This is a genomic window from Streptomyces sp. SAI-135 (genome assembly GCF_029893805.1).
Lineage (GTDB): Bacteria > Actinomycetota > Actinomycetes > Streptomycetales > Streptomycetaceae > Streptomyces.
Genome location: NZ_JARXYP010000001.1, coordinates 344,039 through 365,213, shown reverse-complemented (window position 1 = coordinate 365,213; position 21,175 = coordinate 344,039). Strand labels below are relative to the sequence as shown.

At 67.7% G+C, this 21,175-nt stretch carries 17 protein-coding genes and 6 pseudogenes; 9 read left to right on the top strand and 14 right to left on the bottom strand.

What is annotated here, in order from left to right:
* Window positions 1–54: 54 nt before the first annotated feature.
* The 3 genes and pseudogenes from M2163_RS01770 to M2163_RS01760 form a co-directional block, all read right to left on the bottom strand.
* Window positions 55–855: pseudogene (locus tag M2163_RS01770) on the bottom strand (IS5 family transposase); the annotation flags it as partial.
* Between the two features lie 34 nt (window positions 856–889).
* Window positions 890–1,741 (bottom strand): NAD(P)H-binding protein, encoded by an 852-nt coding sequence (locus tag M2163_RS01765; RefSeq protein WP_280854851.1) that lies wholly within the window; start codon window positions 1,739–1,741, stop codon window positions 890–892.
* A 57-nt stretch (window positions 1,742–1,798) separates the two neighbouring features.
* Window positions 1,799–2,512, bottom strand: a complete 714-nt coding sequence (locus tag M2163_RS01760; RefSeq protein WP_280854853.1) for an SDR family NAD(P)-dependent oxidoreductase — start codon at window positions 2,510–2,512, stop codon at window positions 1,799–1,801.
* Between the two features lie 112 nt (window positions 2,513–2,624).
* Here M2163_RS01760 and M2163_RS01755 point away from each other — a divergent pair, with 112 nt between their 5' ends.
* The 3 genes and pseudogenes from M2163_RS01755 to M2163_RS01745 form a co-directional block, all read left to right on the top strand.
* On the top strand, window positions 2,625–3,533 hold the full coding sequence (locus M2163_RS01755; RefSeq protein WP_280854854.1) for a helix-turn-helix domain-containing protein: 909 nt from the start codon (window positions 2,625–2,627) through the stop codon (window positions 3,531–3,533).
* A 202-nt stretch (window positions 3,534–3,735) separates the two neighbouring features.
* Window positions 3,736–3,879, top strand: a complete 144-nt coding sequence (locus M2163_RS01750; RefSeq protein WP_280855173.1) for a hypothetical protein — start codon at window positions 3,736–3,738, stop codon at window positions 3,877–3,879.
* 387 nt (window positions 3,880–4,266) lie between these two features.
* Window positions 4,267–4,647, top strand: a pseudogene (locus tag M2163_RS01745) (zinc ribbon domain-containing protein); the annotation flags it as partial.
* A gap of 82 nt (window positions 4,648–4,729) precedes the next feature.
* Here M2163_RS01745 and M2163_RS01740 read toward each other — a convergent pair.
* Window positions 4,730–5,671: an AraC family transcriptional regulator gene (locus M2163_RS01740; RefSeq protein ID WP_280892941.1), complete on the bottom strand. Its 942-nt coding sequence runs from the start codon at window positions 5,669–5,671 to the stop codon at window positions 4,730–4,732.
* A gap of 108 nt (window positions 5,672–5,779) precedes the next feature.
* Here M2163_RS01740 and M2163_RS01735 point away from each other — a divergent pair, with 108 nt between their 5' ends.
* Complete coding sequence (locus M2163_RS01735) at window positions 5,780–6,505, top strand: SDR family NAD(P)-dependent oxidoreductase (RefSeq protein WP_280892940.1); 726 nt, start codon at window positions 5,780–5,782, stop codon at window positions 6,503–6,505.
* A gap of 22 nt (window positions 6,506–6,527) precedes the next feature.
* Here M2163_RS01735 and M2163_RS01730 read toward each other — a convergent pair.
* Together M2163_RS01730 and M2163_RS01725 are read right to left on the bottom strand one after the other, a co-directional pair.
* Window positions 6,528–7,368, bottom strand: a pseudogene (locus tag M2163_RS01730) (transposase).
* A gap of 134 nt (window positions 7,369–7,502) precedes the next feature.
* Window positions 7,503–7,832, bottom strand: coding sequence for an Lsr2 family protein (locus M2163_RS01725; protein ID WP_280854857.1), 330 nt, complete (start codon window positions 7,830–7,832; stop codon window positions 7,503–7,505).
* A 1,196-nt stretch (window positions 7,833–9,028) separates the two neighbouring features.
* On the opposite strand from M2163_RS01725, the pseudogene M2163_RS01720 reads away from it, so the two are divergent.
* Window positions 9,029–9,649, top strand: a pseudogene (locus tag M2163_RS01720) (LysR family transcriptional regulator substrate-binding protein).
* Window positions 9,650–9,749: 100 nt separating this feature from the next.
* Here the strand turns inward: M2163_RS01720 and M2163_RS01715 are convergent.
* The gene (locus M2163_RS01715; RefSeq protein ID WP_280854858.1) at window positions 9,750–10,148 is read right to left on the bottom strand and encodes a MerR family transcriptional regulator; all 399 of its coding nucleotides are present in this window, start codon (window positions 10,146–10,148) and stop codon (window positions 9,750–9,752) included.
* Between the two features lie 117 nt (window positions 10,149–10,265).
* On the opposite strand from M2163_RS01715, the gene M2163_RS01710 reads away from it, so the two are divergent.
* Window positions 10,266–10,982, top strand: coding sequence for an SDR family oxidoreductase (locus M2163_RS01710; RefSeq protein WP_280892939.1), 717 nt, complete (start codon window positions 10,266–10,268; stop codon window positions 10,980–10,982).
* A 20-nt stretch (window positions 10,983–11,002) separates the two neighbouring features.
* Here M2163_RS01710 and M2163_RS01705 read toward each other — a convergent pair.
* Both M2163_RS01705 and M2163_RS01700 read right to left on the bottom strand, forming a co-directional pair.
* Window positions 11,003–11,390, bottom strand: a pseudogene (locus tag M2163_RS01705) (transposase family protein); the annotation flags it as partial.
* A 538-nt stretch (window positions 11,391–11,928) separates the two neighbouring features.
* Window positions 11,929–12,897, bottom strand: a complete 969-nt coding sequence (locus M2163_RS01700) for an aldo/keto reductase (RefSeq protein WP_280892938.1) — start codon at window positions 12,895–12,897, stop codon at window positions 11,929–11,931.
* 249 nt (window positions 12,898–13,146) lie between these two features.
* Between M2163_RS01700 and M2163_RS01695 the strand changes: the two are divergent.
* The 3 genes and pseudogenes from M2163_RS01695 to M2163_RS01685 all read left to right on the top strand — a co-directional run.
* Window positions 13,147–13,487, top strand: a pseudogene (locus tag M2163_RS01695) (transposase family protein); the annotation flags it as partial.
* 197 nt (window positions 13,488–13,684) lie between these two features.
* Complete coding sequence (locus M2163_RS01690; protein WP_280892937.1) at window positions 13,685–14,611, top strand: NmrA/HSCARG family protein; 927 nt, start codon at window positions 13,685–13,687, stop codon at window positions 14,609–14,611.
* 355 nt (window positions 14,612–14,966) lie between these two features.
* Window positions 14,967–15,749 carry an SDR family NAD(P)-dependent oxidoreductase gene (locus M2163_RS01685; RefSeq protein ID WP_280892936.1) on the top strand — a complete coding sequence of 261 codons (783 nt, stop codon included), beginning with the start codon at window positions 14,967–14,969 and terminating at the stop codon, window positions 15,747–15,749.
* Between the two features lie 241 nt (window positions 15,750–15,990).
* Here the strand turns inward: M2163_RS01685 and M2163_RS01680 are convergent, their stop codons facing one another.
* From M2163_RS01680 to M2163_RS01660, 5 genes are all read right to left on the bottom strand, one after another.
* Window positions 15,991–16,779: an SDR family NAD(P)-dependent oxidoreductase gene (locus M2163_RS01680; RefSeq protein ID WP_280892935.1), complete on the bottom strand. Its 789-nt coding sequence runs from the start codon at window positions 16,777–16,779 to the stop codon at window positions 15,991–15,993.
* A gap of 1,339 nt (window positions 16,780–18,118) precedes the next feature.
* A complete protein-coding gene (locus M2163_RS01675; RefSeq protein ID WP_280892934.1) occupies window positions 18,119–19,141 on the bottom strand; it encodes a 2-dehydropantoate 2-reductase in 1,023 nt (340 codons plus the stop codon).
* Complete coding sequence (locus M2163_RS01670) at window positions 19,138–19,794, bottom strand: CoA transferase subunit B (protein WP_280892933.1); 657 nt, start codon at window positions 19,792–19,794, stop codon at window positions 19,138–19,140. The genes M2163_RS01675 and M2163_RS01670 overlap by 4 nt, the downstream gene beginning before the upstream one ends.
* 2 nt (window positions 19,795–19,796) lie before the next feature.
* Window positions 19,797–20,564, bottom strand: coding sequence for a CoA transferase subunit A (locus M2163_RS01665; protein ID WP_280892932.1), 768 nt, complete (start codon window positions 20,562–20,564; stop codon window positions 19,797–19,799).
* A 12-nt stretch (window positions 20,565–20,576) separates the two neighbouring features.
* Window positions 20,577–21,089, bottom strand: coding sequence for a DoxX family protein (locus tag M2163_RS01660; RefSeq protein WP_280854868.1), 513 nt, complete (start codon window positions 21,087–21,089; stop codon window positions 20,577–20,579).
* Window positions 21,090–21,175 lie beyond the last annotated feature (86 nt).

Below are 21,175 nucleotides of genomic sequence, written 5' to 3'. Positions count from 1 at the left end.
AGCGACACTGAGGCATAACAACGGTTGACGCAGTGAGCCGAGTTGTCGGTGGGCGATCAGGCACCCGGCGAGCTTGAGGAACGCTGCGTGGATGTCGGCTCGGCGTTCCCAACGGATCCGCAGGCGCCGGAAGCCGTGCAGCCACGCGAAGCCTTCTTCGATCACCCATCGGTAGGTCCCCAGCCCGGTGCGTGTCGTGTTCCGCGGCGGGCGATGGCCGGCACGATGCCGCGTTCGCGGACCTGGTCGCGGTAGACGTCGTGGTCGTAGCTGCGGTCGGCGAGGAGCGAGTCGGGTTTGCGGCGGGGCGTCCGACACGGCCGCGGACGGGCGGGATCGCGTCGAGCAAGGGCAGGGGCTGGGTGACGTCGGTGCGGTTGCCTCCGGTCAGCAGGACGGCGAGCGGAGTGCCGTGTCCGTCGGTGATGAGGTCGTGTTTTGAGCCGGCCCGGCCCCGGTTGACCGGCGACGGGCCCGTGTGGCTCCCCCTTTTTTAGCGCTCTGACGTGCGAGGAGTCGACACGCAGCGGGACCAGTCCAGCCGAGCGGCTGCGTTCAGTTCGGCGAGCACGACCTCGTGGAGTCGTTGCCAGACGCCGGCCTCGTTGCAGCCCCGCAAGCGTCGCCAGCAGGTCATGCCTGAGCCGAAGCACAGCTCCTTCGGGAGGTACTCCCACTGGATGCCGGTGTGGAGTACCTAGAGGATCCGGCACATCACCTTCCGGTCCGGGACCGGAAGCGCCGTTCGCGCTGCGGCAGCAGCGGCTCCAGGCGGTCCCACAGCTCATCCGACACGATCCACGGCGCTGTCCCCACATCGCCTCGAACGCTCAACTCCCGCCCCGGACACGGCAACCAGGACAGATCCACCTCATTCTGTCAGCCGTTGTCAGTGGAATTCGCCTGCGTGTTCCTCGCACCACTGGCGGAAGGTCCGCGGGGCGATGCCGGTGAGGTTGGTGATGTCGTCGCTGATGACTCCGGCGCGTCCGGCGCGGAACAGTTCGTTGAGGTTCTGCACGGCGGCGGCCATCTCGGGTGGGGTGCCCCGCTCGATGCTGTGCTGGGCGAACTGCTCGGGGGTGAGCGGCACGAACTCGATGGGCCGTTGCAGGACGTCGGCGAGGATCTCCACCTGCTCGCGGGCGGTGAGCGCCTGCGGGCCGTTCAGGATGTAGGCGCGGCCGGCGTGGCCGTCCTCGGTGAGGGCGACGGCGGCGACGCGGGCGATGTCGAAGGTGTCGACGGGCACGGTCTTGCCGGGGTCGCTCGCGTCATAGACGCGGCCCTCGTCGCGGATCGTGGGCAGCCACCACGTCGCGTTCGACGTCAAGGTGTTGGCGCGCAGGTAGGTGACGTCGAGCCCGGAGTCGCGGAAGACCTGGTCGCGGGCGGCGATCCTGGCTCCGATCATGGGCAGCGGTTCCAGGACGGTACCGATGGAGGACAGCACCACGATCTTGCGCACTCCGGCGGTGCGGGCGGCCTTGATCATGTTCTCGGCCTGTGCGGGCAGCGGGGCGAGCTGCATGAAGAAGACGCCGTCGACGCTGCGGGCGGCCTCGGTCAGGCTCTCGGCGTCGTCCAGGTCGCCGATGGCGATGTCGATGCCCGCCGGGATCAGTTCGGCGCGCGAGGCACTGCGGACCAGAGCCCGCACGTGGTGGCCCTGCTCGTGGAGCTGGGTGATCAGGGCGCTGCCGACGTTTCCGGTGGCTCCGATGATGAGGAAGGAGGACATGACGGATCCTTTCGGGATCGATGGGTGGTGGAGCGATTGATGAGGGGAGAAGGCCGGCTACCAGGGCAGGTCGCCGTCGCGGTCGCGGAAGGTCCCAGTCATGCCGCCCGGTCCGGCGAGGGCGTAGGCGACGATGGCGTCGGTTCCGTCCCTCACGGAGTGGCCCTGGCCGCCGCTGAGGTCGGTGGCGGTCATGCCGGGGTCGGCGGTGTTGATGCGCATGTGGGGCAGCAGCTGCGCGTAGCGGGCGGTGAGCATGTTGATCCCGGCCTTCGACGCTGCGTACAGCGGGGAGCCGAAGCGCGATTCGATCCGGCTGTCGTCGTGGAAGAGGCCGAACGAACCGAGGCCGCTGCTGACGTTGACGATGCGGGGGTTCGTGCTGCGTTCGAGCAGCGGCAGGAACGCGTGGATCATCCGGACGTAGCCGACGACGTTGGTCAGCAGAACCGTGGTGGCGTCATCCGGGGTGTAGTCCCTTGCCTCGGCTATCGGACCGGTGACCCCGGCGTTGTTGACCAGGACGTCCAGGTGGCCGTCGGTCTGCTCGACGGTTGCGGCGGCGCGGTCGACCGACACCTGTGAGGTCACGTCCACCTCGAGGAAGTGTGCGCCGATGCTGTCGGCGGCGGGCTTGCCCAGGTCGGGGTTTCGGGCGCCGAGGTGGACGCGGTACCCCGCCTCCACCAGACGGCGTGCCGTCTCCAGGCCGATGCCCTTGTTGCCGCCGGTGACCAGCGCGACCGGTGTGTCCGTGGTCGGAGTGTTCATCTCTGGCTTCCTCTTCTCTCGGCGCCAGAACGAGTCTGGCCCGCGGGAGCCGGGGCAGCGTGGCCCAGGTTGGGCCACCCAAGGAGCCGGGCTGCGCGTCGACAATCAGGTCATGACCACCGAGAATGCGGTTGTGAGCGAGGGACCGGATCTGGCGACGATGCTGCGCTCCTGGCGTGCCAGGGTCCGCCCGGAAGATGTCAGCTCTCCCTTCGCCCGGGGAGCACGCCGCACCCCGGGGTTGCGGCGCGAGGAGGTGGGGTGGCTGGCCGGTGTCTCGCCCGACTACGTCAAACGCCTCGAACAGGGTCGCGCGCACCCCAGTGCCGACGTCCTGCGGGCGCTGTCCCGCGCCCTGCGACTCACCGACGCCGAGTTCAAGCTGGCCTGCCGCCTCGCCGGCCACGCCGCCGAGCTCGACGGGACCGTCCCCCAGCTCATCGGCCCCAGCGTGCAGCGGCTGCTCGGCCGCCTGGCCGACGTGCCGATCGCGGTCTTCGACGCGGCCTGGACCCTGCTGGAGTACAACGACCTGTGGGCGGCACTGCACGGAGAGACGCGACGCCGCGCCGGCCGCGAGACGAACCTGGTCTGGCGCACCTTCCACAACGACCCCGGCAGGGTCCGGCACCCCTCCCCGGAGGACTACCGGGCCTCGCTGGTCGCCGACCTGCGCGATGTCGCCTCCCGCTACCCGGCCGACCGCCGGCTGGTCGCCATGATCAGCGACCTGCGCCGGTCGAACACCGACTTCGCCCGGCTGTGGGACGGCTCCGCCGTTGCGCACCACGCCAGCGAACGCAAGACCATCGACCATCCTCAGGTCGGCGCGATCGAACTCGACTGTGACGTGCTCTCCCTCCACGGCGCGGACCTGCGCGTCATCGTCTTCACCGCCGCCCCCGACAGCGAAGCCGCCGACAAACTCCGGCTCCTGACCGTCATCGGCCTCCAGGACATGGCCTCGTCGGCCCCCAGCTCACCCGCCCACACGAAGGATCGCGGCCCGGGAACCGACTGATCCTCGGACACCTGGTCACGACCCGCAGGGTGAGGATCCAGATCCAGCGGGCTTGGGTCACCCGCCACCACCTGGGGAGATTCGAACAGCGACATCACCAGTGACAACAAGCTCGTGCATTCGGTGCCAGGCACCGCTGAGACCCCGACGCGGCATCGCAGGCGGACAACGCCGGTGACACCTAACGCTGAAAGTCGCAGTTGTGGAGACGGGCCCGGAGGAAGTCCTAGCCGAGGTGTTGTCCGAGCTGGGAATCGATCTCGGGCTCGGGCACATCGCGGTCCTTTCCGGCGGCACGAAAATCGACAGCCCGCGCTTCCTGCGCCGGGCCGTGAAGCGCCTGTAGAGGGCGCAGCGAGCCCTCTCCCGCAAGGAGAAGGACAGCAAGAACAGGTCGGGAACAACGGGCGCCCCTGAACAACCCACCGCCGATACGCACCTGTGCCGACCTGGCGTCCGCTGCTCAACACCTCGACCACAACGACGTCCTGGACGCCACGCTGATCACGCTCAAGCTGCTGGCCAAGCGAATCCAGCAGCTGACGGCACAGGTCGACGAACTCAAACGACGCCTGGCCGCGCTCGTCCTGTCCCACGCTCCGGAACTTCTCGAGCGCGTCGGCGTCGGTTCCGGACAGCGCCATCACCTGTTGATCACGGCCGGTGACCATGCCGAACGTCTGGCCGACGAAGCGTCCTTAGCCGCTCTGTGCGCAGTCAGTCCGGTCGAGCGGACCTGCCGGTCAAGGGACTCGCGCGTACACGCCTGGACAAGTCCGTGCACGACGCCGGATGGTCCGCGTTCGTGAGCATGCTGGAGTACAAGGCCGCCCGGTACGGGCGCACCTTCATAAGGATCGGCCGCTGCGAGCCGACGTCTCAGGTGTGATCGCGATGCGGCGTCCAGGATGGCCCCAAGCCTCTGCACGTCCGGGTGTGGACCTGCGGGACCTGCGGGACCGCCCTGGACCGGGACTTCAACGCGGCGGTCAACGTCGCCAAGGCGGCCGGACCGGCCATGGCAGCCTGTGGAGCGCAGGTAAGAGCGGGACTCGTTCCGGCACCACGCAACGCAGCAGGAATCTCGACACCGCAGCCTTCAACATCCCGGTAGCCGGGAATGGCCGACCGGGAGCGGTTCACTGTCCTTGCGTAGCCTTCGTGTCTGTCCCCGAAGTCCCGGACCGGCCCGGCACTCATGGAGTGTCTGGTTCACGAGCGGCGGTCGCCGCGCAGTCGGTCGGGGTCTGGTCGTAGCGCTTGCGGAAGGCGCGGGCGAAGTGGGCGCTGTCGGCGAACTGCCAGCGGGCGGCGATCTCCGTGATGGTCATGTGCCGGTGCGGTGTGATGAGCGCACGGCGCGCCTCGTCGAGGCGGCGCTCCCGGATGTAGGCACTCAGTGACTGGCCTTCCTGGGCGAAGGCGCGTTGGAGGGTACGGGCCGAGACGTTCAGCTTCCGCGCGAGAGCCGCGGCAGAGAGGCTGGGATCGGTGAGCCGCTGGTCGGCCAAGTCTCGAGCGGCCTGGGCCAGTGCCGGCGACAGCAGCGGTTCCACGTCGTCGAGGCCGCCTGCGACGGCGGCCCGGGCCAACTCGGCCAGGGTGTTGCGGGCGGCGTCGGCTCCAGCCGGCCTGAGGCCGCCCAGCATGCGGCTTACCGTGGTGGCGTGCGCGGTCAGCACGCGTACCTCCGCGGTGTCGGCCGGACCGGGGGCCGGCGCGCCCCGTCTGCGTGGAATCTCGGCGGTGGGCAGGACGAGCAGCTGGACGGTGGATCTCGGCGCCGCGGAGAAGTGGGACAATTTCCCCGCCTGAAGCAGGAGGCGGCCGGCCGGCACGGTGTGCTCGATTCCTCCCGGCTCTCCGAACCGCCAAGTGCCTCGGTGGACGATCCATAGGCGTACGTGATCATCGGCCCCGACCCGGCGGCCCGCCGTTCGGAGGGCGGCAGCGTTCTCGAAGCGGTTGAACATGACGTCACGTACCCAGAAAGCTCGGGACCGCGCCGAGAAGCCGGCGACGGTCGTCCGGTCCAGCGGGGCCAGCGCGAAGGTGTCGCCCAGCCGGGTCTGCCACTCGCGCGCGAAGTCACTGAAGGCGTTCGCGCCGCTCACGCTGGCCGAGAGAGTGCCTTTCATGGGTGTCGCGAATCTTCCGTTCAAGATGTCGTGCCGGTCCAAGCCCCCGTGGCCGGGCCCTTCGTATTGTTTCGATGTGAATCAGAACAATGTTAACGAGGTGGCGAATTGAGCACGATCGCCATCGTGGGCGCAGGCCCACAGCTGGGTCGGGCGATCGGTCGGCGGTTCGCCGCCGAGGGGTTCGACGTGGCACTGATCGCCCGCAACTGTACGACGCTCCAAGAGGTCGCCGCTGATCTGGCCGATACGGGCGCTCGGGTCGGTGTGTTCCCCGCCGACGTGACCGATCGGCCCGCTCTGCACGCTGCGCTGGCTGCCGCCGAGGAGCAACTGGGACCGATAGACGTACTCGAGTACTCGCCCGCCCCGGCCCCGGCCGATCTGCGTCGAGCGCCGCTCGTCGAGGCCACGAAGGTCACCGTGGAGTCGGTTCTGGCCCAGCTGGATCTCTACCTGCTCGGCGGGGTCGCGGCGGTGCAGCACGTTCTGCCCGGCATGCTGGAGCGCGGTACGGGGACGGTCCTGGTCAGTAGTGGCGCAGGTTCTGGGCCGATGATCGCCCCACACGTGGCGAACGTTCAGATCGCCACCGGTGGGATGCGGAACTGGATTCTCAACCTGCATACCGCGCTTTCCGGTACCGGCGTCTACGCCGCGCACGTGGCGATTGCCGCCTTCATCGGCCAAGGCGGCCAGGATTCCCAGCCAGAGACGATGGCTGACGCTTACTGGCGGCTGCACATCGAGCGCACCGAAGCCGAGCTGGTCATCGAGGACCTGCCGGACGACTACCTGGAAAAGGGTCTGGCGGACAAGTTTGTGGAGTCCTGAGAGGTCGTTTTCTCTCGTTGTTTCATCCCGTGATGCGGATTTCATCCGCTGATGTCGGGTCGCGCCAGGAGACGGTGGTCTCGCCGGTGAGGCGGCGGGCCATGAGGTCGGGATGGCCGGGTGGATCGTCGCGTCGGAGCGGTGCGGGTGTGCTTCGTGGTCTCGTGCCAGGCGGCGGTGCAACATGAGCCAGCCGTAGGTCCTTCCGCGGCCCAGCGATTTCGGGATCGGGCTGAATCCCCTGGCCCAGGGCTCGCGTTGGATGGTTTCGAGGTCGATGTCGAGGGTGGCGGCGTGCTTGACGAAGCGCCTGCGGTAGCCGCCGTCGGCCCAGACCTCGCGCAGGCTCGGATGCTCGGTGGCGGACTGATCCAGGAGGGCGCGGCCGGCGGTGGAGTCCTGGACGCCGGCCGCAGTCACCAGCACCGCCAGCAGCAGGCCGAGAGTGTCGGTGCTGCGCTTGCGGCCCACGATCCTCTTGCGCGCGTCGATGCCCTGCGTGGGCGGGGACGCAGGTGGAGGTCTTGGCGCTCTGCGCGCCGATCACGAAGGCCGAGGGGTGGCGGTGTCTGCCTTCCTGCCGGGGCACCAACTCCCGTAAGAGACCGTTGAGCTGGGCGATGATGCCGTCGGACTGCCGTCGGACTGCCGTTTGGCGAAGTAGCCGTAGACCGTCTGGCGGGGCGGGAAGTGGTGTGGGGGGTAGGCCACTGGCAGCCGGTGCGGTCCACGAACGGAATCGCGTTCATGATCTCGCGCGTGCCGTGCCGAGGCGGCCGGGCAAAGTCCCGGGCCCGGCTACGGCGCTCGAAGCGCCAGGCAGACAGCACCGGCTCGGTCAATTCCCGGCGGACAGAGAACAGAAGAGCTGACCCTGTTCAACACCACCCGCACCGTACGCTTCGAGCCCGGCATGAACGCCATCGTGGGCTCCGTGAGTGGCGGCAAGACCGCCACCCTCAGGTGTCTGTGCGCCCTGCTGGGCGCCGAGGTGAGCTCAGTGAGCGGCTTCGTACTTCTCGATAACATCCCGGGGCACTCGCCCCCTGGAGTTGACCTCAATGCCCTGACTCTGGGCCCACTCGCGTACCTTCACGGCATTTGACCCGGAAGCGGTCTTCTTCCCACTGCCACGGCGGGAACTCCCACCTGGCTTACGGCCAACCTGGACGAAAGGCGCGAGGGCGTCGAGCAGTTGCTGGTAGCTGTCAGGGTTGAGGTCGACCTCGTAGCTGACACCATCGAGGCTAAACGTGTGGGTGGCGATGTCGGTGCCTTCGGTACCGGTAAGGTCGTCGGTATAGATGGTTACTGTCTTCTGAGCCATGACATTATCTCCATTTTCTGTGCCGGACGGGCTGAGTCTAATAGCTGACGGACGTGCTCCTCACCGACTCCATTAGTGTCTAACCGCAGACGGAGAAGCGTCTCCGGCCAGTCCTCAGCTGCTCCGACCTCCCTGACCGCGCAGTCTGACGGCCTCACCCCGGCCTGAAGGCCGGGAGTGCTTCTTTCGCCCGCTGCCGAAGAACGTCCTCGACCACCGGGTGGGGGCTACCCGTGAAGAAATGCGGATCGCGATCGTGACCTGGATCGAGCTGGCCTACCACTGACGTCGCCGACAAACCTTGCTCGGCCGATCGGTACTCGTCGAATTCGACACCGTCATTACTACGCTGGTCCTCCAGGCCGCGTGACCTCACCTGGGACCCGAATCCGCGTCAGGCCCGGGTGGGTTCGCCGCGGTCGCGGAGGATGGACCGAAGTCCACGGCGAGTCGATTACGAGGGCCTGCCAGGGCAAGTCCTGCCGCCGGGGCGTACCGCGTCTGGCGCCGGTCGACGGAGAGTGCGAGGCTCATGCCGGCTTGATTCGGTCTGTGCCCGCTCGCCGCGGCGAACGGCCAGTCGCAAAGGTGGGGTCGGCATCCACCCCTGCCTGGGACGAGGCATGAACGGCAGGTCAGAAGGTGCCGACCGTCCGCTCCTCGGTCTCTGGCTCCCAGACCTCTGGCGACGGGCGGGGATCGCTCGGCGTGCTGTCTGGTCGGTCCCGACCGGTATCCCGGCGGCGTGAGCGGCGTTCAAGTCGGCAGCGATCTCCACGCAGCCGGGGGCGCTCCGTACGCATGGGGCCTGAGGGGCCCGGTGCCTGCAGGGGAGGGGCACCGGGCCCCTCCGCTCAGTGCGCCGCCCGGATCAACCGCCTGCGGGGTGCGGAAGTCACCGCCGTACCAGTGCAGCGTGATGATGAAGTCGACCCGGTACCCCTTCTCGGAGGCCCCGGCCATGAAACGGTCCTCCAGCCAGGCGCCGCGTGTTGCCGCGCCCGTCGCGACCGCGGGGCCGCCCAGTCCTCCGTCCTTGAGGAGGACCACTACCGGGTGCCGCTATTCACCCGGGGACCGCGGCGGCTGGTGCTGACCGCAGCCCGGTGAGGAACTGCTGCCCTACGCCCAACAGGCGACCGAGGCCGCCGACGGCGCGGATCGCGCCCTGCGCTCACTGACTTCCCTCGACGGGGGTGGCCACCTTCGATCTGCTGCGCAACGCCAACTACTACTTCCTGTCCGAGCTGCTGGAGACCTTCCACACGCGCCATCCCAAGGTGCGGCTGCGCATCGTCGGCCTCAACTCCGTCGAAGTCGCGGAGGCCGTCGGCGCCGGCGACCTCGAAGCCGGGCTGGTGGTCCCGCCCATCGACGCCGAGGGCCTCGACGTCACCCCCCTCATGCGCCACGAGGTGGTCTAAGCCTCCGTCGACCCCCACCACACCACACGACCGGTCACCATGACCGACCTCGCCGCCGCGAACCTGATCCTCTATGACGCCCACTGCGGCTGGCGTGACCCCACCCGTCGTCAACTTGCCGAACGCGCCCAGGTGGAGGGAGTCGCCCTGACTGCCGCCATCGAAGTCGAACGCGTCGAATCGGCGCTGCACATCGTCGCCCGCGGAGCTGGAGACACCATCGTGTCGCGGGCGGTCGCCCGTAGCCGCGCCTTCCCGGACAACCTGCACACCATCGGGTTCGCGGAACCCTTGTACGACACCATCGCCCTGATCAGGCGGCAGGGGTCGGTGCTGTCACCGGCCACTCGGGAGATCACTCGGCTCGCCCGCCGCATGCTTCTTGCTCACTGAGCGTTTTCAGCGTGGCCACTGATCGGGTGACGGGACCGGGTCTCGCCGCGCACCAGGCACTTGTGCCATCCCACATGGCGCCTAGGCAGGAGAAGGACGTCTACGGGGCGGGATTTCCGGCAACTGCCTGGTCGAGTGTGGCCGGACACGAACCGGAGTCGGGGTGTGTCGCGAGGGCGATCAAGGCGTCGAGTCGTTGGCTTGCCGCCTGCAACTCGGCGACCTTCGCCGTCGTGCGGGCACGCTCGTCACGCAAGCGCGCCAGCAACTCAGGGTTGACGTGGCGTGCATCGATAGCCGGCAACAGTTCAGCGATCACGCGGCTGGTGAGCCCAGCTGTGTAGAGCTCACGGATCAGCCGTACACGGTCCTCGGCTGACTGCGGATATACACGCTGTCCTCCTGCCGTGCGCGAGGAACGCAGCAGGCCCTGCTCCTCGTAGTAGCGCAGAGCGCGTGTACTGACACAGGCCCGGTCGGCCAGCTCTCCGATACGCACTGTGTCCCGCTCCTCGCTCTGCGGTGTCGGATTTGCCTTTGACGTTGACGTCAAGTTCTAGCGTAGGGCGCGAAGGGCGGGAGTGAACGCCATCCTCCGCCCGACGAAAGGATGATCATGGAAATCGCTGGTTCCACCGCGCTCGTGACCGGAGCCAACCGGGGCATCGGCCGGCGCTTCGTCGACGAATTGCTGGCCCGCGGGGCCGAGAGGGTCTACGCGGCTGTCCGCAGCCCGGAGACAATCACCGCATCCGCCCCCCGCGTCAGCCCGCTGTACCTGGATCTCCTCGACGAGAAGTCGATCACGGACGCGGCCGCCGTCGCACAGGACGTGACACTGCTGGTCAACAACGCCGGCATCGCCACGGGAGCCAACCTGCTGACCGACGACCTGGACGACGTCCGGCGAGACCTGGAGACGCACCTCTTCGGCACCCTCCGTGTCATCCGCGCTTTCGCTCCGGTCCTGGCCGCTCACGGCGGCGGAGCGATCGTGAACCTTCTCTCGGTACTGTCGTGGGCCGCCACCCCTCAGGGCTCGGGCTCCTACTCCGTCGCCAAAGCCGCCGAGTGGAACATGACCAACGGCGTACGCGTCGAGCTCGCCGGACAGAAGACCCTTGTCCAGGGCGTACACCTGGGAGCGGCGGATACCGACATGATGGCGGGCACCGATGCCCCCAAGATCGATCCCCTCGACGTCGCACGCGCCAGTCTCGACGGTGTGCAGAGCGACGCTCTCGAAGTACTGGTCGACGACCCCAGCCGCTTCGTCAAGGCGGCCCTGGCCGGCGACCTGGCACAGCTGTACGGCCCCGCGCCCGCCAAGTGAGCGTTCTCAGCGTTGCCCTGGTGGGTGCGGGTCACGGTCAGGTCGTGGGTCCGTCCCGGCAGGGCAGGTGAGATCCACATGACCCTGCCGCTGGGGTCGGTGACGACATGGACGTTCACCCCGTAGCGGCGGCGCTTGGCCGCGAGTCCGCGTGGCCGTCCCCGACCTGGTCGCACTCGGCGAGGGTGCCGTCGAGGACGAAGTCCGGATCGCCCTCCCGCAGAACCTTGAGCAGGCCCGGTGCGCGAACAGGTCGATGACCGCGGCGGTGTAGGCGTGGGCGATGCGGAAGCCGGCCGCGATCTGGGCGAGGGTGTCGTGCCGGCGCAGGTACACCAGGCCGACCAGGCCACGTTGCTGTGGCGGAAGCTTGCAGCGGCGGTCACCCTCGCAGGTGACGATGAGCATGGTTACTCACTTGACCTGGGCGTGAGGAACGGCCAGTGAGGCAGGACAGGGAACCAATGAGGCTCCTGCGCTGATGAGATGAGACTTCGACACCTTCCTCCATGGCACGGGAGCCTCGTGCGTTGCGGAGATCGAACCGGTCCCCGATCAGTGGCCGCTGCTGAAAGGGCTCATTCATGGCCAGGGGCATCCTGCCGCCGGTAGCAGCCCCACTGTCCCTGCCCCTCTGACGCAACGTGACAGCCCATCATGAGACATGACACGACGCCACTCAGGTTCGAAGACCCGACGATTTTGCCGCAATCTCACGGGTGCAATCACCGGGATGAGTCAGTACTACGTGATCAACCTGGTCATCGACCTGTGCCGTGAGCGGCACCGCGTCGGGCTACGAGAGCCCAGGATGAGTGCCGACGGCCCGGACGGTGGGGTGACGCCTCAGCGGCTCAACGCGTTGGGGTTGTGGTGGGCTTTCGGGCCCGGGGAAATACGAGCCACCGGGGAAATGCGAGCCAGTGGCATCGTACGTCGGGTGAGGTCAGACCACCGGGACGGCGGGGAGCTTGAAGCGGTCGAACTCGCCACCGAAAGAGTAGCTGGTGTTGTCCTCGATGGACGGGGCGCTGGCCTCGTCGAGACGCCGGTAGTGTTCCGGCTCCAGATCGAGGGCGAGTGCCTTGACGTAATCCTGAAGCTGCTCGGGTGTGCGCGGCCCGACGATCGGAACGATGGCGGTGCTCGCCCGGTCGGCCCGGGCGAGCAGCCAGGCCATCGCGACGCGCCCAGGTGCCTCGCCGGCCTCCTGGGAGATTTCCAGCAGCGTGTCCAGGACAGTCTTCCGCTGCCCTGCATCCTCCAAGGGAAGGTTCATATCGGTGAACCTTCCTTCCTCGCCTTGACGATACTTCCCGGTGAGCCGCCCCGAAGCGAGCGGGAAGTATGTGCAGACCCCTAGGCCGAATGCCTCGGCGGCGGGGAGCATCTCGCGTTCCAAACCGCGGTTCAGGAGGTTGAGCGGCTCCTGCACACCCAGGAGTGTCGGACTTTTCACCGCCGCGGCTGCCACGCGCCAGGCCGGAAAGTTCGACAGGCCGCCGTGAAGGATCTTGCCGGACCGGGTGAGGTCGTCGAAGGTGGCGAGGATCTCATCGATGGGCGTGACGCCGTCAGGCAGATGCACCCACAGTACGTCAAGGTAGTCGGTCTTCAGGCGCCGCAGACTGGCCTCGACGGAGCGGATGGCGGTTCGGCGGCTGTTACCCGTGAGGTTCACCCCGGTAAGCGGCATGCGCGTGTACTTCGTGGCGAGGACGAACTGCTCACGGCGGTCTCGCAGGAGATCACCGAGGACCGCCTCGGACTCACCAAATTCGTAGGCATCGGAGGTGTCGATGAAGTTCCCTCCGGCATCGGCATAGGCGTCCAAAACGGCGCGGGCCTGTTCGGGGTTGGCCCGGACACCGGCCCTCGTCCCGAACATCGCGGTGCCGAGCGCCAGTTCCGACACCCGAAGTCCCGTACGCCGACCGAAAGTCTGATACCGCATGCCTGCTCCCATGTACTTAAAGCGGAGACCCCCTCATGTTGATCGACCGTACACGAGCGCCTCGAGGTCGATTTCCCGACCCCGGGAAGGGCACAGCGTTTCTGGAACTGTGTAGCCCCAAAGCGGGCACCGAGCCGCGGTGGCGCCTAACCGCTCGGGCGGTGCACCAACACGTGCCCCGTTCGCGGACCTTAGGGCCGTCGCGTGCCTCGCCACAACGGCACCACCTGCGCCCGCGCACACGGCCTGGTCGACGCCCTGAACCGGCTTGGTGTCACTCTGAGCATCCCCACCCTGACCGATCTCGGCTACGAGAACGCCGCAGACGGCTTGCGCCACCCGCTCAAGAAGCCCAAGGCAGTGAACTCGCCGAGTCCGACCAGGAGTTCAACGCTGTGATCCGGGGCGTTCACGCTGTTGCCGAGCGGTCCAACGCCCTGCTGAAGGTCCTCAAGGGCCTGCGCAGGGTCAGCCTCGACTCCGCTCCTGTCACCCGGATCGCCCGAGCCGCCCTCGTTCTGCTTCAGCTCGAACACGACCGCACCACCTGAACGGAGTGCACAGAACATTACAAACCGTACCGAGAAGGACTCAGTAGAACGACTGGTCTTGCAGCCTGATCGGCCTTCCCATACGCTGCCAACGGAACCGAACGTTCTATGGCTAGCAGGGGGCGCGATGCCCAGTGGCGACCTTCAGCTTTCGTTGATGCCGCTTGCCAGCACGTCGCCCCATCCCAAGGAGCAGCATGTCCACCAACTCTGCGCCCGTCCTGGTCACTGGTGCCACGGGCAAGCAGGGCGGGGCCACGGCTCGGGCCCTGATCGCGGCGGGATTCCCCGTCCGTGCCCTGGTGCGCGATCCGGCGGGTGCGTCGGCCCGAGCGGTCGAGGCGCTCGGCGCCGAACTCGTCAAGGGTGACCTCCTCGACCGCGACTCCGTGACCCGGGCCACCGAGGGTGCGCGCGCCGTCTTCTCGGTGCAGATCGCGCCCGGCTCCGCGGAAGGTTTCGACTTCGACCTGGAAGCGGCCCAGGCCGTCAATCTCATCGAAGGCGCACGGGCCGCCGGCGTGTCGCATTTCGTGCAGTCGACAGTCAGCGGGGCCGGCCAGCACACTGAGGAATTTCCCGGTTGGGATGAGGGACGCTGGGCTCACATGGAGCCCTATTACTCCACCAAGAGCAGGATCCAGGACCTTGTTCGTGAAGCCGGCTTCCCTTACTGGACGCTGCTCAAGCCCGGCTTCTTCATGGACAACTTCCTTCCGTCCCTGGGGTTCTACTTTCCGCGTGGCGTCGAGGGCGGTCTGGTGACCGTCGTGAAACCCGAGACGTCGGTGCCCCTCGTCGCGGTGCGGGACATCGGCAGTGCGGCCGCAGCGGCCATCGTCGCGCCGGAGAAGTTCCACACGGTCGAGCTGGAACTGGCGAGCGACTACCTGTCGATGACACAGATCGCGGAGGTCCTCACCCGCGTGCTGGACGTACCACTGCCCGCCCCCGACATGACCATGGAAGAGGCTTTCGCCGCCGGGATGCCGCCCATGGGTGCCGCGCACGAGCTGTACAACGTGGTCGGACAGCCGGCCCGTCCCGAGTTCGCGAGGGACCTCGGTATCCCGCTCACCAGCTTCGAGGAGTGGGCGCGCGAGCACATGAATTTCGCATCCTGAGCTCAGTAGTCGAGGTCCAGGTGGAATTGCGCGTTTCCCAGCTGTGGAGTACGTGACACTGGTCGGGGGGCGAGGCCCCTCGGTCGGATCTCTCAGTCGCAAGATCGTTCCTGACAGGGGCCTTGCGCTCCCGAACCCGGAAACCCCACGGGCCACAGCGCCGGCGCCGCGATCACAGCGAGCGACGGACGCCTATTGACAATACGGCTCACTGTAACCACTTGGGTCCGCCGGATCGAACTGTGCGGCGGTCGGACGGCGAACGGGAACCTCGTGCTCGTGGCCGACTCCCTCTGCCCTTCACCCCGTCAGTGGCCGGGCCTTGATTGCATTCATTTGAAAAAGGAAATGAAACATGGGATTCAATCGGTTCACGGACCGCGTCGCCCTGGTGATCGGGGGCAGCTCCGGTATGGGGGCCGCCATCGCCTTGCGACTTGCCGAGGAAGGTGCGGCGGTAGTAGTCGTCGGACGGGACGCGGAGAAGCTGGCCCGGACGGTTGCGCAGGCGCCCGAGGGCAGCACCATCGTCTCGCGGGTGGTGGATGTACGAGACGAGGCCGCGGTCGTCGAACTGGTCGACGGAACGGCCGAAGAGTTCCAGCGTCTGGATGTCCTCGTGAACTGCGCGGGCGTCAGCGATATCGGCCTGCTCGCCGAACTGGACACCCAGACCTGGCAGGACATCCTCGCCGTCAACGCGAGCTCGATCCTCTACACGGCCAGGGCTGCGATTCCGCACCTCAAGCGGACCCAGGGCAACATCGTGAACATCGGTTCATCGAACGCACTGCACAAGAATTACGGCCAGCCCGCTTACAGTGCCGCCAAAAGTGCCGCTGAGAGCCTGACCGCCAGCATCGCGATCGAATACGGCGCGCAGGGCATCCGTGCCAACACCGTGCACCCGGGCGTGATCTACCCGACCGGCATGACCGGATTCATGGGCGACGTACCCGGTGCCGTGGATGCTTACTCGTCGCACATTCCCATGCGCCGCATGGGAACACCTGAGGAGTTCGCCGCCGTTGTGGCCTTTCTGGCGAGCTCTGAGGCCAGCTACGTCAACGGCGCATCCATCATGGTCGATGGCGGGCTGAACCAGGTGATCCACCTTCCCCCCACGGTAGCCATCTGAACCGGTGCGCCGAAAGCGCGCACGACGGACTCTGACTGCGCTGGTCAGCGCTGAGGGCGGACCTGGAAGTTGTCGACCGTGCGGGTCGCGGCCGCTCGTCTACGGCTGCGACCAGCACGGTTGGTTGGGAGAACGAGACCGACGATGGCGCGGTAGGGGAGTCCTCCCGGACGAGGCGGTCGTCGGTGAAGCAGGAACCACAGCGGGCGACCGCTGGAATCCCCCGCCTTTGGGCGGGGGATCAAGGAGTCTTCAGCGCGCCACCGTCTACCACCCAGTTGGAGCCGACCGCACTCGGCATTGTCGGAGACGCCAGCAGCAGCACCGCGCGAGCGATCTCGGCCGGGTCGATCAGTGCACCGGTCACCATCTCGGCTTGCTGAGGCAGCATCGCCAACAGCTGGTCCTGCTCCAGCCCCATGTGCGCGGCCAGTTCGGCACCGACGCCGTCCTCGCTCGTCCACGCGGAGGTTCGCGTGCCGGCCGGGGTGACGACGTTGACCCGAACCCCCGATTCCGCCACGATCTCGGCCAGGCCGCGGGAGAAGGCGTTGAGCGCGGCCTTGGCCGCGGAATAGGACACCGGTACCCTTCGCGGGTCGCGGGCGTTTTGCGAGCTGATGTTCACTACTGCGCCCCGGGATCGGAGTAGTGCAGGGAGCGCGGAGCGGGTGGTCTCCACGGCGGCGCCTAGGTTGAGGGCGAAAACACTCGCCCAGACGTCGGCCGCGCCACCGACGGGATCGGCAAGCACGTCCGGGGACGGGCTCCCGCCGCCGACGTTGTTGACGAGGATGTCGAGGCGCGGGTCCAGATCGAGCACGTACTCGACCATCCGTTGCGCGGCGTTGGGTTCGTAGAGGTCGGCGGATACGAACGTGGCGGCGGTAGCCTCGAGTTCGGGTGTGGTCTTCCGGGACACGGCCACGACTTCGGCGCCTTCGGCAAGGAACGCCTTGACGATCGCGAGGCCGATGCCTTTGCTCGCCCCGGTGACGAGGACGCGCTTTCGCTCGAGATCGAGATCCATGACTGCTCCTCTGTGCAGGGCCGACCTGCCTATACGGTCGGGTATCGGAATTGCGGTGGCCCCTGTGTGCGCGCCCGCTGTTACGCCTGACTGTAAGCAGGCATTGGGATGGCAATGTCTTTCAGAGTGAAGTGAGAGACATTGCCTTCTCGGCCTTCTCACATGTCCTCCGAGCCCATCACCGAGATGCCGATGTGCCCTGTGACGCATATCCTGCGGGCCTTCGCGCACCGATACCCGGTGCAACCGGGAACGCATCTTCGGAGCTCACGGCTGTTGACGGCACGGGACATGGACGGCTTCTATGAGCGCTGTCATCGGCCGCGCCGACGTCGGCGCGGCCATCCTCCACTGCTGCTTCCCCACGCGTCCTGCGCTTCCCACCTCTGCCTCTGGAGGCCAATCGCCTCGTGCGCGGCGTCCTTCGACGTGACCATTGCCGACCCTGCTCCCGGGTGGGCACGGCCTGCACACTCAAGTCATCGTCGTCCGTCGGCTCTGATGCTGAAGTGTCCGCGTGACCACCCCGGGCGAAGGCCGCGGACATCGCGGTGCATAGCGCGATCGGCTTCGGCACGACGGGTGCGGCGCTGGACCGGCGAGAAGACGCGGGTTGAATTCGTTGACGTCGGTCACGACCGGAACGAGTTCCAGGGTCCACGTTGGCTCCCAGCAGTCTCGTGCAGCGCAGCCCTCTCGGCGGAGTACGGTGTCCGCTCGCCCTCTGAAGTCAGGTCGAGGAGCCGACCGCGCCGGTCGGTGGATTGGGACGAGCCAAGCCGAGGGGAACCACCGTGAAGGCCGTTCTTAACGCACGATGCGACCGTGTGTCGACGCCGATCCGCGGCACGCGGCGAAGCCTTGCCCACCGCCCACCGCCCACCGCCCACCGCCCACCGTCGACACGGCCCACGTCCAGGCTTGGCTCGATGACACGGCGGCCGGACTCGCGTGCTTGGGCCCGCTTCGAGAACTGCCCACTCGATCGTGCTCCACGGAAGAGCAACCCGGACCGGCCCCCGCCATGGATGCGGTGCGGCGCTGGTGTTGGTCGACCCGAACGGGATGATAACGGCGGACACACGGCTGATCATCGAGCCATCCATCGAGTGATGGGCCGGCAGGTCCGCAGAGCGCATGGACCAGGATCCCGAGTCGGCCCACCGCCGGGCAGGTCGACGGCGACGCCGACCCGCAGCCTGCCCGCTTCCCCCCATGAGGTTGCACCGAGTGCGTCACACCCATGACATCACCGAAGGCCGAGTGTGCGCGCGTGAGGCCGACGACGATCGCAGCTACTGCCGCTGGGAGGCTGCGGTGTGTGAGCTGCTCCCAGCTGTCATTGAGCGGTGGGCAGCAGGAGTTCGGCGACCTCAGGACCCGCAACGATCTGGTGTTCCTCGATCCTGCGCGCGGCCTCCACGACGCGTTCGTTGACCGGCGCACGCCCGCCGAGTCTGGTCTGCTCCGCGACGACATGTCCGTTGATCTGGTGCACCTCGCTGCGCCGGCCTTTGATCCAGTCCTGGAGGACAGTGGTCTGCTGCCCTGGGATGACGTACCGGTCGTGGACGACGTCGAAGAGCGCGCGTGCGACCTTCTCCGGGTCGGCGACGTCCGCCTCGGTGAGTCCGAGGACCGGTCGGATCCTGCGGCCGAGGGCGAGTCCGGTGCGGACGGCCTCGTTACCCGCCTCGATCATGACGTCCAGCATGCCGGGGACCTCCGCGGCCTCGTGCACCGTCATGTCGAGCACGGCGGAGGTGACCAGCTCCGTGCAGTTGGCGACGAGCTTCATCCACTTCGAGGACAGGATGTCGTCGGAGATCTCGACGGTACCGGAGTGCCGCAGCAGACCGGCAGCGGTCACTGCCTTGCGCTGCGCCTCGGCGGTCAGTCCGCCGACGGCGAACCACGACTGCGAACGCGGAGTGTCGCGGTGGATCAGGCCCGGCGCGAACATGTTCGACGCGACCTCGATGACCGCGCCGAGAGCGCGGTCGGCGCCCATGACGTCGGCGATCGTCTCCAGCGTCATGCCGTTCTGGACGCCGACGACCATTCCGTCGTCGGCGACGAGCGGCTTGATCAGCTCGCACGCCCACCGGGTGTCGTAGGCCTTGACGAGTATGAGAACCACGTCGAATCGCTCACGCAAGGTGGCTACGTCGCACAGGTTGAACGCGCGGACGGCGGTTACCTCGTCGGCGTCGGGCATCTCGACCCGGATGCCGTCCTCGCGCATCGCGGCGACGTGCTCGGGCCATTGCTCGATGAAGGTGACGTCGAGTCCGGCACGCGTCAGGTCGGCGCCGATGGAACCGCCGTTGGCGCCGGTGCCGAGCACCGCGATCCTGGTCACGGGTTCTCCTTCAGGATCTCGTGGCGTACGCGAAGTGGTGCGCCGGTGGCCGCCTGAACGTCGTCGGCCTGGACGCCGGGTGCGGTTTCGATGAGGAGGAAGCCGTCAGGAGTGATGTCCAGGACGCCCAGGTCGGTGATGACCTGGTGGACGACGCCGCGGCCGGTGAGGGGCAGGGTGCACGCTTGGAGCAGTTTGGGGGTGCCGTGCTTGGTGAGGTGCTCCATGAGGACGATGATGCGGCGGGCGCCGTGCACGAGGTCCATCGCCCCGCCCATACCCTTGATCATCGCGCCGGGCACGGTCCAGTTGGCGAGGTCGCCGGTGGCGGAGACCTGCATGCCGCCGAGCACGGCCACGTCGAGCCGTCCGCCCCTGATCATGGCGAAGCTGTCCGCGCTGTCGAAGGTGCTGGCCCCGCTTTGCAGGGTGACGGTCTCCTTGCCGGCGTTGACCAGGTCGGGGTCCACTCGCGTACGGTCCGGATACGGGCCGAGGCCGAGAATTCCGTTCTCCGACTGCAGCACGACCTCGACCGAGGGCGGAATGTGGTTCGGTACCAGTGTGGGCAGCCCGATCCCGAGGTTCACATAGCTGCCGTGCGGCAGCTCGGCGGCGGCTCGGGCCGCCATTTCGTCTCTGTTCCAAGCCATGTCTAGGGGTTCTCCTCGATCACGGTGCGCTTCTCGATGCGCTTGTCTGCTGCGGCCTGGGGGTCGAGTACGACGATGCGGTCGACGTAGATTCCGGGCAGGTGAATGGCGTCGGGGTCGAGCTCGGCGGAATCGATGAACTCCTCCACCTCGGCGATGGTCAGCGCGGCCGCCCGGGCGCAGAGCGGGTTGAAGTTGCGGGCGCTGCGGCGGAAGACGAGGTTGCCGTGCCGGTCGCCGCGCCAGGCCCTGATCAGCGCGACATCGGCCGTGAGGGCGCGCTCGAGTACGAACTCTTGCTCGTCGAAGACGGCGCAGGGTTTGGCGGGCGAGGCCACCGAGACGTTCCCGGCGCCGTCGTACCGCCACGGCAGGCCGCCGTCGGCGACCTGGGTGCCGACGCCGGTGCGGGTGTAGAAGGCGGCGATTCCGGCGCCGCCGGCGCGCAGCCGTTCGGCGAGGGTGCCCTGCGGGGTCAGTTCTACCTCGAGTTCGCCTGCGAGGTACTGGCGGGCGAACTCCTTGTTCTCTCCGACGTACGAGGCGATGATCCGGCGGATGCGGCCGGCGGCGAGGAGAAGTCCGAGCCCCCAGTCGTCGACGCCGCAGTTGTTGCTGACGATCTCCAGGTCGCGAGCCTCGGGCCGGTCCACAAGGGCCTTGATCAAGGTTGCCGGGATTCCGACGAGCCCGAAGCCGCCGACTGCCATACGAGAGCCCGCCTCGATGTCGGCCACAGCCGCGGCAGCGTTGGGGAAACGTTTATCCATGATCGCAAGTCCTCAGTTCTGGGAAGGGGAGTGCGCGTGGCGCAGCCGATGGGCTCGCCCCGACACGGCGAGGCCGGCGGCGAGGCCCACCGCCAGTGACAGCGCGCCCCAGCTCCCGCCCGAGAAGCGGGTGAACCCGAGGGCGGCGTCCAGGGAGTGGGCACCTGGGCCCGTGAAGCCGAGGACCGCTGCGGCGATGCCGTACAGCAGCGGGACCTCCATTCCGCCCTGGGTGGCCCACAGGCCCTTGTCGGAGAGAGCCAGGGCGGCCACCGTCATGGTGCCCACCACGGCGGCCGCTGCGAGCGGCGTCGCCAGGCCGAGGATGAGCAGGGCCGCGCCGCCGGCCTCGGAGACACCGGCCACCGCGGCCATCACCGCTCCTGGCCGATGTCCCCAGGATTCGAACAGGGCGCCGGTGCGCGCCAGGCCCGCTCCACCGAAGGAGCCGGTGAGTTTCTGGAAGGCGTGTCCGGCCAGCAGCGCGCCGATGAGCAGTCGCAGGATCAGGAGGCCGACGTCCATGCGCGTTCGTCCTTCGCCGGTAGGGGAGGGGATCAGGGCGTGCCCCCTGCGCGACTCCCGGGTGAGTGGGGGCCGCGTGGGGCTCG